Origin of the sequence: Spirosoma foliorum, from assembly GCF_014117325.1 — a bacterium.
GTDB lineage: Bacteria > Bacteroidota > Bacteroidia > Cytophagales > Spirosomataceae > Spirosoma > Spirosoma foliorum.
Genome location: NZ_CP059732.1, coordinates 2,409,054 through 2,421,945 on the forward strand (window position 1 = coordinate 2,409,054; position 12,892 = coordinate 2,421,945).

Sequence of the window (12,892 nt, forward strand, 5' to 3'; positions counted from 1 at the left end):
GATAATTAATGGGTTTTCCTTGTGAATGACTAGCTTTTTACGCTTAAATAGTAGCTGTTTTTATGCGGAAAGTTGCGTTTATTTTGTTATTAAATTAGAACGTAAACAACCAAATTTTAAGCTAAATGGAGTCAATTCACCTGCACACGCTAGCGTCTCATGCAGCTAAAGCTACCCCGTCCCGTACTATCCGTCGGAAAGTGAACGGGGCGGCTACAGCCGCTCTACTGATCAAAATGGCAACAGAAATTTTGACAGCATCGCCTACCCTTAGAAAGAGTGCAAATCTTACGCTGATGGATTTAGCCGCGGCCGATAAAGTGCGGAAAAGCTTACAGAAACGTGTTGAGTAATCGCTTTTTTGCGGCTAGTCATTCATAGAAATAGCCCGCCAAGTTTGGCGGGCTATTTCTATGAATGACTATATGGGCTTGGGAAACGTACTTATCAAGACTTGATCTCTGCCAAAAAGTAACAATTACCAGGAGATAACAAAAAAACGCTGACCCAATTGAGTCAGCGTTTCCCATATACCCATATATGTAGCTCATTGAAATCTGTAAACAGACGGCAATGAACATTAATTAAGTAGCAATAATTGAGCCAATTGATGCCTCATGGTGGGGCATAAGCTCAGTTTTTTTAATAAATAGAGAATCTTTTGAAAATAAGAAAAATGGTGTGGAAAGAAGCCGGTTTATAGATCAGGACAGCCGCACAAAAAACGCCGGAGCTATAAGTTCCAGCGTTTTTCTCCCAAATCTAACTTTCGTCACAATAAGTTTCGACCCAAAGTGTGACTCCCACTCGCTCAGCATACGGAAGAACAGGCATTAAGGTTGCGTCGGCTTATAACCATTGTTGATAAAAAGTCATAATATCAGCCCGCATGGTTTCTGTTTCCTGATGTCCGCTTTCGTAAATCTTTAATTTCCAGGCGTTTGGTGCGCCATCGTGCCGATAGATTTCAATTAGTTGCTGATCGATTTTTTTGAGACCAGCTAGTGGTGTCAGTGGATCGAATCGCCCGGCCAGACTAAAGTGGGGGCGGGGTGAAATCAGTCCATTGATTTGACTCGTGGTAAATTGTGTCAGTAAACCTGGAACATAGTAGTAGATGCCATGTAAGCCAAGTCCTCTGGCTTCTAATAGGGCCTGGTAATCGGTAAGGCAACACAGATCAACACAGACTTTAATCCGTTCGTCTAAAGCCGCCAGCCACCAGTCCATAGTACTGCCCATCGACATGCCCATTGTGGCTATGCGGCCTGTATCAACGTCCGATCGGGTGTGCAGGTAATCCAGTGCTCGTAAATGATCATACACCATCATCCCCCACAATACCTGACCATTCCAAAGCATCTCCTTAAAGGTATCCATTTCGCTGCGTCCGTGGCGTTCCCCAAAACACCAGCTATCAATGCACAGGCCCGCGTAACCCGCTCGACCCAGGGCAAGAGCATAAGGGGGCTTCTGCATTTCGGGCCTGCCCAACACATATTCATTTTTTCCTACTTCGTACTGACCGAAATGAGAATGATTAAATAAAACTACGGGAAGTTTGCCGGGATGATTCTTAGGCTTCGTAAAATAGGCGGGTACCTTCTCAATCCCATTGATATCCAGAAGGAGTTTTTCTGTAATTAACTCATCGCTTTCCTGCGTGGAAATTAGCTCCACCGTTATGGGGCGTTTCCGATCAGGTAGCTTGCCTAACAACTGATATAGTTCCTTTCGTTGCTTTGACTTGCTGGAGACTCCTGCTTGAAAAAATGAATTGTCCGTCATGCTAAAAGACACTTAAAGGAGGAAATTAGGAGGGTTTCGCGCTAGAAAATGGCACCGATTTTTTATCTGACGGAAGCGAAATAATAAACTCGGTACCCACATCGGCCTGACTCTGAACCTGTAGCGAGCCATTATGCCCTTTGGTAATGATATCGTAGGAAAGAGAAAGGCCCAGCCCCGTGCCCGAACCACTCGGCTTTGTGGTAAAAAAAGGCTGGAAAATCTTGTCTTTAACCGCTTCGGGTATACCGGTGCCGTTGTCCACTATCCTGATTTCTACCTGGTTCTCCAGCCGTTTCGTGCTGATGCTTACAGATGGCTGGTAATGATTGGGCTGTTGTTTTTTCTTTTCTGAAACAGCGTAAAAAGCATTGTTCAACAGATTGAGCAGCACCCGGCCCAAATCCTGTGGTATCACATCGATTTTATCGACGAGTGGGTCAAAGTCGGTTTTTAGTTCTGCGTTAAAGGTCTTGTCTTTGGCACGTAATCCGTGGTAGGATAACCGCATATATTCGTCGCACAGATCGTTCAAGTCGGTAGGGGCGCGTTCACCGGTTGAAGTTCGGGAGTGCTCCAGCATCCCTTTAACGATTGACGAAGCCCGGTTTCCGTGGTGTGTAATCTTCTGAAGATTCAGGGTTAGGTCGCCTAAAATCTCATCGGCGTATTCCTTCTCCGAGTCCGGCAAATTCTGGAAAGGCCCTTCTTTTAATTCATCGACCAGCTCTGTGCTGACTTCCGAGAAATTAGTAACGAAGTTCAGCGGATTCTGAATTTCGTGCGCAATACCAGCCGTCAATTCGCCCAATGAAGCCATTTTTTCGGATTGGATGAGTTGGGCCTGAGTCGTTTTTAACTCCACGAGTGCCTGTTGAAGGGCTTCCTTCTGTTCGTTTAGTTGCTTATTAGCCAGCTGTTTGGCTCGATTGTTACGTGTCAGAATGAGCGAAAATCCAATGAGCAGGGTAATGACACCGACAAGAACCAGTACAAACTGCTTCTGGCGGTTCGATTCCTGCTCGCGTAATTGACGATCTTTGGTGAGCAGCTTGATCTGGGCTTCCTTTTTGAGCAGATTCTGCTTGTAGCGCAGAGAGGCCAGACGTCGGGTAGTCGTCTCAGCGGTTAGGCTGTCTTTATACGCACTGTATTGCAAAAAATACTGATAAGCCTTGGCATAATCTCCTTCTTTGGCATATGCCTTACTCATTGCCTGACTCGAATCCCGTCGTTTTCGTTGCTCGGAGAGTTTGATAACTACGCGTGGACTGCTTTTGTCAAAACGAATCAACGTATCGAGCAGGCGATCGACAATATCTGGCTTAAAGTGAAAATGGTGTCCCTGTAGTGGATTATAATCCGCTCCCGGTATCGGTGGTGTTATATAATCGAACGGATTTGATGGAATGGAACGCCGATCAGATTGCCGTTTATCGACCTGAGCGTTCATTTCAGTAGAAAATGAGCGGGATTTATTCTTTGCCATCATAGATGAACTAATCTTCATGGCTACTCCTAACGATTCCAGCACATTAGCAAAGGAGGCAGAAAATACGGGCGCAACTCGACTGCTCATGCGTTGAATTCTGGAAACCTGATTCATGGCCCATACTGATTCTCTTAAATCGCGAATTTGCTCAGCTAGTTGACTGGCTTCCTGCAATAGGGCAGTGGCCTGCTGGTTTTGCTGCTGTTGTAATCGGATTCCTGCCAATTGGCAGAGTGCGATGACTTGTCCGGGGAGATAGGCCAGTTGGCGGGTTCGGGTAAGCAACGAATCGGCCGTTTGTGCTGAATAAATGGGTTGACTCAAAGCTGACTTCAACCGGCCGATATCACTTCTGCTAGACTGCGATAAGTCGATTGTCAGGCTATCTAGATGAATAACCTGTGCTTGTAAAGGAAGTATTGATACAGTTAGAAACAGCGTAACCTGAACGATTATGTGAGAAATTGAAGGCTGTTTCATACGATAAAATTGATAAATGAAAATCAGGCAGGCTCTTCCCCCACAACACCCGATCGTGTTTACTAATACACGATGTGCTTCACCGTGGCATGGCTCCCTGCGAAAGTCCTAATAAAAGTATAAATTCTAAATTAAGTCCTTCAGCTCCTAATTACTTAATTGACGATGAAATCACTAGTAAAATTCATTATACTAGTCGTACTGACCAGTTCTGTTGGCCAATTTCTTTATGCACAGTCTGTGTCCATGACGATTAACAAACGATATCTGAACCTGCCCATAGCGCAAACACAAAACCGGGGGACAATGAAATTCCTGATCAATACTAAGCAGGAGCGCTCTTTCAAAATACGGCTTGCCGCTGGTGAACCCGACTATTGGGTGTTTTGCGATATGGCGGGGCTTCAGGGAAAAACCATTACTATTCAATACGATGGTAGCCGGGAAGGGCTGACGAAAATCTATCAGGCCGATAAAATTGCGGGTCAGGATTCGTTGTATCGGGAGAAGAACCGGCCTCAGTATCACTTTTCAACCCGCCGGGGGTGGATAAATGATCCCAACGGCATGATCTATTATGCCGGTGAGTATCATCTTTTTTATCAACACAACCCCTATGAGCGAGAGTGGGAAAACATGTCGTGGGGGCATGCCGTAAGCCGCGATATGATTCACTGGGAGGAATTGCCAACTGCGCTCTCCCCTGATAGTTTAGGTACCATGTTTTCGGGGTCGACTGTGATTGATTATGCCAATACTGCCGGATTTAATCAGGGCAATACCCCGGCTATGGTTGCTTTTTACACAGTCGATAATCCCGAAAAACAGATTCAGTGTATGGCCTATAGTCTGGACAAGGGCCGCACCTGGACAAAATATGCGAAGAACCCACTGATTGATTCTAAAGCAAAGTGGAACAGCAAAGACACCCGCGACCCTCGCGTGTTTTGGTATGAGCCTGGTAAGCATTGGGTAATGGTGTTAAACGAGCGGGACGGGCACTCGATTTATACGTCGAAGAACATGAAGGAGTGGCGATACGAAAGTCATGTGACTGGTTTTTGGGAATGTCCTGACTTGTTTGAATTGCCAATTGATGGTGATACTAAGAAAACAAAATGGGTGATGTATGGGGCATCTGCTACGTATATGATCGGCTCGTTCGATGGGAAAACGTTTACACCCGAATCGGGCAAGCATTATTATGTAACGGGGACTATCTATGCCGCACAGACATTCGCCAATATGCCCCAAACTGATCCCCGACGCATTCAAATTGGCTGGGGACGTGTTGCCCAGCCGGGGATGCCGTTCAACAATATGATGCTACTACCCACCGAGCTAAAGCTACATACAACCAAAAATGGCTTACGTTTGAGTAGTGTACCGGTAAAAGAAGCAGAACAGTTGTTTGAAAAAGTACAGCAAAGCTCGTCACTGAGTGCTGCAGAGGCTAACGAGAAATTGAAATCTATTGGTTCGTTAGATCGCTTTCGGATCAAGACGACGTTTAAACTGTCGCATGCCACGAGTGCGGGATTGTCGTTATTCGGACAGCGGGTGCTGGATTATGATATGAATAATAACCGGGTAAATGGAGTTTTCTATTCACCAGAAAATATGACCAGCATGGAGATCACAGCTGATATTTATGTTGATCGCACGTCCATAGAAGTGTTTATCGATGGTGGGGCTTACTCGTATTCTCTGGAAAGAAAGCCGGTATCTGGAAACAGTGAGGGGCTTCATTTCTGGGGCACTGCTATTGATGTGAAAGATTTGGCGCTATACACCGCTCAATCAATCTGGAAATAGATTGACATCTAGCGTCTCTGCTAACGACTAATAACGATCCCCCTGACAGTCACCATACTGTCAGGGGGATCGTTATTAGTCGCCTAGAGGAATTCGTAACTGGCCTATTGAGAAAGAATTGCCCTGGTTATTTCATGAAATTCGGACTAACAGAAAAATCTCTGCAGGAATGTTCGGCAGAATCCCATTAAATGAATACATTTAGCAAATAGGGTAAGGCTTTATAGCGCTTGGTTGAGGGCTCGCAGTTATCTGGGGGAATAAAAAAGCCCTCTACAGAAGTGTAAAGGGCTTCAAAAACTAAGTAGCGGGGAGCAGGATCGAACTGCCGACCTTAGGGTTATGAATCCTACGCTCTAACCATCTGAGCTACCCCGCCGTTTGATTCCACAAAAGTAGGCAAAAATCCTCTTTAAACAAAAAATGACGTTGACTTTCGCAAAAAAAATCGTTTACCTTTGCCAATGACCCCTTTAGTCTAATAAGTTATGGAGAAATTGAAATTTATTACCGAGTACGAACTTCGGGCATCTCCCAAAATGCTGTTCCCTTACATCAGCACGGCATCGGGCCTCTCGCAATGGTTTGCCAGCAAGGTCAATACGATGCCCGAACAGCGATTCGACTTTCAATGGGATAACGAAAGCCACATTGCTCGGCAAGTGTCTATGAGGCAAAATAAAGGGGTGCGCTTTGAGTTTTTAAATACAGACGATAACGAGAGCGATAATAACTACGTTGACTTCCGGGTCGATCAAAGTGAATTAACACAGTCGACGTTTCTCCGTGTCACTGACTACTCCAGCACAACGGATGAAGAAGAACTCAAAGACCTTTGGGATGGTTTAATTGATAAACTGAAGGAAATTGTAGGGAGTTAAAAATGTATAATGAGTAATGAATAATGTGTAACAGCTCGTTAGGGAGATAGCATTATACATTCAACATTATACATTATTCATTTATATGAAAAAAATTGATAAATTAATACTCGGCTCGTTTTGGGGGCCGTTTTTTTTGACCCTCACTGTCGTCATCTTTATTTTTCTGATGCGGCTGCTGATGTTTTATATTGACGATTTTGTTACCAAAGATCTAGACCTGGCTACCTTTGGTCGATTACTTTTTTACTTTGCCCTCCTGACTATACCAACCGCTCTTCCATTGGCGGTCTTGCTATCGTCGCTGATGACGTTCGGAAATCTCGGCGAATTTTTTGAATTGACAGCCCTCAAAAGCGCTGGAATTTCCCTCACAAGAGCTATGCAGCCCTTGCTGATTGTGGCAGTCGGTATCAGTATATTTTCGTTCTGGTTCAACAATTCGGTTTCACCCTGGGCAAACCTGAAAGGGTATAGTCTGCTCTATGATATCAAAACCGCAAAAGCTACATTGAATCTGAAAGAAGGCATTTTTTATAACGATTTACCAGGTTATAGTATCAAAGTAGATCACAAGATTAAAGGGCCCAAAGAGAGTAAAAACGGCGATTTGTTGAAGGGGCTGGTTATTTATAAGCATTCAACGACTGGATTGGAAGCTGGTAATCGCGAAATTATTCTGGCTGATTCGGGGAGGATGTTCATGGATAAGGATCGATCTTATCTTGTTTTCCAGCTTTTCAACGGGAATGATTATCAAGAGTATTCAGATAATAATAGCTTTAGTTTCACCGCTGGTGCACCTAATCAGGGAGCACAGTTTATGCGGAATGGCTTTAAGGATTATCGGCTCGTAATCAGCATGGAATCATTCGGGATTAAACGGACGGATGAGAACCAGTTTGAGTATCACGAATACATGAAGAACCTGAACGAACTGTCGACGTTGACAGACTCGTTACGGAAAGATTATACGAAGACAAGTCTGAATGTAGCCAGCACTTCACGTCAATATTACAATTACCAATTTAAAGCAGATGCGGTTCTTCGACAGAAGGTAGTGAAGGATGGAAAATGGGTTGACTCTGTCCTGAAAAAACGGGCTATTGCAATCCCCGATTTAGCGCAGGCAGCGCTAAGTCAGGCACAGAATATTTTATCGTATTCAACATCAAATGTGACGTATCTGACTGAAAAAGAGAAAGGCGTGTGGAAATATCAGTTAGAAACGCATCACAAATTCACACAGTCAATTTCGATTTTTATCATGTTTCTGATTGGTGCATCGATGGGCGCTATTATCAAGAAAGGAGGCTTTGGCGTTCCTGTACTTATTGCCATCGTCTTCTTTATTTTCTTATATGTATTGACGATCACAGGTGACAAATACGCCAAAGAGGGGCTCTTGTGGGTACCTATTGGTGCCTGGATGGCCAATATTGTTCTATTACCAATTGGGCTTCTATTGATGCAACGTGCCCGGCACGACTCACGCCTGTTCGATAAAGATGTGTATGTCATTGCCTGGGAAAAGTTAAAGAGGAGAGTTGCGACTTTTAAAGATCGTCGGTCGTCAGTGGTTAGTCATCAGGTTTAAGTGGTTGTCAGCTACAGGAACTATTGATATATTCCTAGCGAATATCGACTATTTTTGCTATCTTTGCACCCAAATTCAATTTTTCATTTTATTAGCTGTCTGAAGATGTATCTAACGACCGAAAAAAAACAGGAGATATTCTCTACCTCGGGCCATGCCAAAAGCGCAACGGACACCGGGTCGGCCGAATCCCAGATCGCGCTGTTCACTTACCGGATCAGTCATTTAACTGCTCACCTGAAAGTTCACAAGCACGATTACGGCACCCAACTGGGTCTTTTAAAATTAGTAGGTAAGCGTCGGCGGTTGCTGAACTACCTCCTGAAAAAAGACATCATGCGTTACCGGGCTATTCTGGCCGCGCTAGGATTGCGGAAGTAATCGGCGACTTCACAAAAAAAGGGAATCTGCAACTAGTAGATTCCCTCATTTTTGTAGTTTCTATAGGAAAGTGGTGAAAACCTGTTAAAAAATTAGTAGATTACAAAATCCGGAAACGGTTAATAGCCATTGGTGTGCCAGGCTGTTAAAGCGGTTTAAAGCTGTAAGAGGACGTATTCAAAATCTGTTGTATGTTTCAAATCACCACGCAATCCGTTGCGCTGCCCGACGGGCGGGAAATTACCATCGAAACCGGAAAAATGGCCCGACAGGCCGATGGGGCGGTGGTTGTACGATTAGGCGACACAATGCTACTGGCAACTGTCGTATCGAGTAAAGATGCCAAAGAAGGGGTTGATTTCCTGCCTTTGTCTGTTGATTATCAAGAAAAATTTGCGGCTGCTGGTCGGATTCCAGGAAGTTTCCAACGACGGGAAGGTCGCCTGGGCGATCACGAAATTCTGATTAGCCGTTTAGTAGACCGTGCTTTGCGGCCTATCTTCCCCGAGAATTACCATGCCGACACGCAGGTAATGATTACCCTGATTTCGGCTGATGCCGAAGTTCAGCCTGATGCCTTAGCGGCTCTGGCTGCTTCATCGGCTCTGGCAGTATCAGATATTCCATTCAATGGGCCTATTTCTGAAGTTCGCGTTGCCAAAATCGACGGACAGTATAAGATTAATCCAAAAACGTCTGATCTCGAACGCGCTACGATTGATCTGATTGTGGCTGCTACCGAAAGAGATATTTGTATGGTGGAAGGCGAAATGGACGAATGTTCAGAAGCCGAAGTCGTAGAAGCACTTAAAATTGCTCACGAAGCGATCAAGGTTCAGTGTGCTGCTCAGAAAGAATTGACGGTAAAAGTAGGGAAGACCGAAAAACGTCAATACAATCACGAAACGCACGATGAAGAGTTACGCGCGGCTGTTCGAGCAGCTACGTACGATAAGATTTATGCCGCTGTCAGCCAACAGAACCCAAGTAAAAAAGGTCGTTCTGAAGCTGCAAAAGCAATTCGTGACGAATATATTGCCTCGTTTCCAGAAGGTTCGGACGTGAATGTAGGTTTAATAAAAACCTATTTCCACGATCTGGAATGGGAAGCGTCGCGTCGGTTGGTACTGGATGAGCGCGTTCGTCTGGATGGTCGTAAACTGGATCAAATTCGTCCAATTATGGCCGAAGCGGGTATTCTGCCTGGCCCACACGGATCAGCTCTGTTTACTCGTGGTGAAACGCAATCATTAACAACAGCAACGCTCGGTACCAAAACGGATGAGCAGATTGTTGACCAAACAATGTATCAGGGATACGCTAAATTCCTGTTGCATTACAATTTTCCCGGTTTTTCTACCGGCGAAGTAAAACCGAACCGGGGTGCTGGTCGTCGTGAAATTGGTCATGGTAATCTGGCTCACCGGTCGCTAAAAAAAGTATTGCCACCAGAAGCTGAGAATCCATATACCATCCGGGTTGTATCCGATATTCTGGAGTCGAACGGGTCATCGTCGATGGCAACGGTTTGTGCTGGTACGATGGCGCTGATGGATGCTGGTATTAAAATCAAGGCGCCTGTAGCCGGAATTGCTATGGGCCTTATCTCAGATGGCGATAAATATGCTGTATTGTCGGATATCCTCGGTGACGAAGATCATCTCGGTGATATGGATTTCAAGGTAACTGGTACCGAAAAGGGTATTGTAGCGTGCCAAATGGACCTGAAAGTTGATGGACTATCGTACGAAGTACTAGCCCAGGCGCTGGAGCAGGCACGTTTAGGCCGGTTGCATATACTGGGAGAAATGAAGAAAGGCATCGCCGAAGTGCGTGATGATTTAAAACCACACGCCCCTCGTGCCGTCGTTATCAAGATTGATACGAACCAGATTGGTGCCGTTATCGGGCCTGGTGGTAAAGTCGTTCAGGATATCCAGAAAGATTCGGGTGCCGTTGTTAACATCGACGAGCATGATAATGCTGGCTGGGTTAGCATTTTTGCTACCAGCAAAGAGAGCATGGATAAAGCCGTGTCGCGTGTAAAAGGCATTGTTGCTGTACCAGAAGTAGGCGAAACCTACGTAGGTAAAGTGAAAACAATTCAGCCCTTTGGCGCTTTTGTGGAGTTCATGCCAGGTAAAGATGGCTTATTGCATATTTCCGAGATTAAGTGGGAACGTCTAGAAACAATGGATGGTGTTCTGCAGGTAGGAGAGGAAGTAACGGTGAAATTAATTGATGTAGATAAAAAGACAGGAAAGTACCGTTTATCGCGCAAAGTATTGTTACCGAAGCCGGAGAACAAAAATGCGTAAGTGATTGTTACTTTTTTGTGTAATGCAACGTCAAAAGTGAGCGTTATATAGTGACTCCACTGGGGACAACGTAATATGAGACAGCTAAAAATATCAAAACAGATTACCAACCGTGAAAGTCAGTCGTTAGACAAGTACTTACAGGAGATTGGTAAAGTGGACCTACTTACGCCTGACGAGGAAGTAACGCTGGCCCAGAAAATTCGGGAAGGTGATCAACTATCGCTGGAACGCTTAACGAAGGCAAACCTACGCTTTGTGGTCTCGGTTGCCAAGCAGTATCAAAACCAGGGTCTCTCGCTGGGTGACTTAATCAACGAAGGAAACCTTGGTTTGATTAAGGCTGCTCAACGCTTTGATGAAACGCGTGGATTTAAATTCATCTCGTACGCCGTTTGGTGGATTCGTCAGTCTATTCTGCAGGCTTTGGCCGAACAGTCTCGTATTGTACGTTTGCCATTGAACCGGGTAGGTTCGCTGAATAAAATTTCCAAGACGTTTTCTGATTTAGAGCAGAAATTCGAACGTGAGCCTTCGCCTGAAGAGTTAGCGGCTGTTCTGGAAATTTCGGCGGCTGAAGTTGTTGATACACTAAAAATTTCGGGTCGTCACGTATCGATGGATGCCCCGTTTGTGCAGGGTGAAGAAAACAGCCTGCTCGACGTGCTCGAAAATGATGGTGAGGACAAGCCTGATTCGGGTCTGATCAACGATTCGCTACGGAAAGAAGTGCAACGGGCGCTTTCGACATTAACGCAGCGTGAAGCAGACGTAATTACGCTCTACTTTGGTCTGAATGGCGAGCATGCTATGACGCTCGAAGAAATCGGTGAAAAATTTAACCTAACCCGCGAACGGGTTCGGCAGATAAAAGAAAAAGCCATCCGTCGTCTGCGCCATACCTCACGGTCAAAGGCGTTAAAGACGTACTTAGGCTAACCTTCCTGTTTGCTTATGCAAAACGGTTCCTGCGCAAGTGGGGGCCGTTTTTGTGTTTAGAAAGCAGGCCAGCAGCTATGGCAATTTTTGCTTACCATAGCCGCTGCTGCAAAAGTATAAAAAAGGAGTTACTAAGGCTTTGCAGCAGCTGCGCTATCGGCCTTTTGTTTGGCTGTAGCTTTTGCCTGTTTTTTAAAATAGCCACGCAGCAGGAAATTGTTTTGAGCGGCTTTCAGATCTTCGTTAAGTAATACGGTGCTCTGGCTTAAATTACGAAGTGTAGTGCGAAGATTACTGGCCGTTTCCTGATCGGAGAGTAACACGCCCAATGGACTGTTCGGATTATTCAGCTTTTCCGAGGCTTTTCCCAAATTTTCGGAGGTTTGTCGTAGGGTACTAACGCTCTGATCGGCTGCCGTAACTGCCGACTCGAAACGGCTGGCTGATCGGCTCAGACGTCGGAATACCGTTGTATCACTAACCAAATCGTGGGCCAGTGTTCCTTTGGTGTTTAATCGGGCGGCAAACTGCGAAACAGAACCGGTTATTTTTACCGTATTATCCGATGCCTTTTCCAGATTAACCATAGCCTTTTTGAAGTTTTCGGCCACCAATGAATCGGTAAGTACGGCACCTACTGTGCCTTTGCCTTTGCGGAGATTACCAACAAGCTCTTTGAAATCGTTGGTTACGCGCAGGAGATTATTATTGTTCTCCTGCAAGGTGGCCATAATTTGGTCCGAGCTTAACGCTTCTGAAGTTCGAATCTGATCGCCATCTTCTACTTCTGGATGGCGGGTTGTGCCGCCGGAAATTACGACGATTTTATTGCCAATCAGCCCATCCGAACCAATGGTGGCGCTGGCATCCTTTCGGATATACTGTTTCGAGCTTTCCTCGATGTTCATATCCACTTCTACCTGCGCATTCTTATAAAAGCTGATTCGTTTAATGGTCCCAATTTTAACTCCGGAAAACCAGACGTTATTACCCGCTTTCAAGCCACCCACATCCTTGAAAAGGGCAATGAGCCGAATACTTTTAGTAAAACGCTTTTGCTGACCACCCAGCACAAATACCCCCGCAACAAAAATTAAAATGCCCAGCAGGACAAAGATGCCGACAACAACGGACCGCTTAGTTGATTCTGTACTCATAAATAGTTGTAAGTCTTTAGCCGTCAGCCAATAGTAGATTCTCC

At 45.2% G+C, this 12,892-nt stretch carries 10 protein-coding genes and 1 tRNA gene; 7 read left to right on the forward strand and 4 right to left on the reverse strand.

The genetic code is table 11. From position 1 onward, the window contains the following. Positions 1 to 125: 125 nt before the first annotated feature. Complete coding sequence (locus H3H32_RS09840; protein ID WP_182462507.1) at positions 126 to 353, forward strand: hypothetical protein; 228 nt, start codon at positions 126 to 128, stop codon at positions 351 to 353. 496 nt (positions 354 to 849) lie between these two features. Here H3H32_RS09840 and H3H32_RS09845 read toward each other — a convergent pair whose 3' ends face one another. Both H3H32_RS09845 and H3H32_RS09850 read right to left on the reverse strand, forming a co-directional pair. Continuing rightward, positions 850 to 1,788, reverse strand: coding sequence for a dienelactone hydrolase family protein (locus tag H3H32_RS09845; protein ID WP_182462508.1), 939 nt, complete (start codon positions 1,786 to 1,788; stop codon positions 850 to 852). Positions 1,789 to 1,813: 25 nt separating this feature from the next. Continuing rightward, a complete protein-coding gene (locus H3H32_RS09850) occupies positions 1,814 to 3,760 on the reverse strand; it encodes a sensor histidine kinase (protein WP_182462509.1) in 1,947 nt (648 codons plus the stop codon). Positions 3,761 to 3,925: 165 nt separating this feature from the next. Between H3H32_RS09850 and H3H32_RS09855 the strand changes: the two genes are divergently transcribed. Then, complete coding sequence (locus tag H3H32_RS09855) at positions 3,926 to 5,575, forward strand: glycoside hydrolase family 32 protein (protein WP_182462510.1); 1,650 nt, start codon at positions 3,926 to 3,928, stop codon at positions 5,573 to 5,575. Positions 5,576 to 5,880: 305 nt separating this feature from the next. Here H3H32_RS09855 and H3H32_RS09860 read toward each other — a convergent pair. Beyond that, a tRNA-Met gene (locus H3H32_RS09860) sits at positions 5,881 to 5,954 on the reverse strand. 109 nt (positions 5,955 to 6,063) lie between these two features. Here H3H32_RS09860 and H3H32_RS09865 point away from each other — a divergent pair. The 5 genes from H3H32_RS09865 to H3H32_RS09885 all read left to right on the forward strand — a co-directional run bounded on the left by H3H32_RS09865 (position 6,064) and on the right by H3H32_RS09885 (position 11,691). After that, entirely contained in the window at positions 6,064 to 6,456 is a 393-nt protein-coding gene (locus H3H32_RS09865) for an START-like domain-containing protein (RefSeq protein WP_182462511.1), read from the forward strand. An 85-nt stretch (positions 6,457 to 6,541) separates the two neighbouring features. Then, the gene (locus tag H3H32_RS09870; protein ID WP_182462512.1) at positions 6,542 to 8,053 is read left to right on the forward strand and encodes an LptF/LptG family permease; all 1,512 of its coding nucleotides are present in this window, start codon (positions 6,542 to 6,544) and stop codon (positions 8,051 to 8,053) included. Positions 8,054 to 8,158: 105 nt separating this feature from the next. Continuing rightward, positions 8,159 to 8,434, forward strand: a complete 276-nt coding sequence (rpsO, locus tag H3H32_RS09875; RefSeq protein WP_182462513.1) for a 30S ribosomal protein S15 — start codon at positions 8,159 to 8,161, stop codon at positions 8,432 to 8,434. 191 nt (positions 8,435 to 8,625) lie between these two features. Then, complete coding sequence (locus H3H32_RS09880; protein ID WP_182462514.1) at positions 8,626 to 10,752, forward strand: polyribonucleotide nucleotidyltransferase; 2,127 nt, start codon at positions 8,626 to 8,628, stop codon at positions 10,750 to 10,752. Between the two features lie 75 nt (positions 10,753 to 10,827). Continuing rightward, a complete protein-coding gene (locus H3H32_RS09885) occupies positions 10,828 to 11,691 on the forward strand; it encodes a sigma-70 family RNA polymerase sigma factor (protein WP_009282104.1) in 864 nt (287 codons plus the stop codon). A 131-nt stretch (positions 11,692 to 11,822) separates the two neighbouring features. Here H3H32_RS09885 and H3H32_RS09890 read toward each other — a convergent pair whose 3' ends face one another. After that, the gene (locus H3H32_RS09890) at positions 11,823 to 12,848 is read right to left on the reverse strand and encodes an MlaD family protein (RefSeq protein ID WP_182462515.1); all 1,026 of its coding nucleotides are present in this window, start codon (positions 12,846 to 12,848) and stop codon (positions 11,823 to 11,825) included. Positions 12,849 to 12,892: the final 44 nt, after the last annotated feature.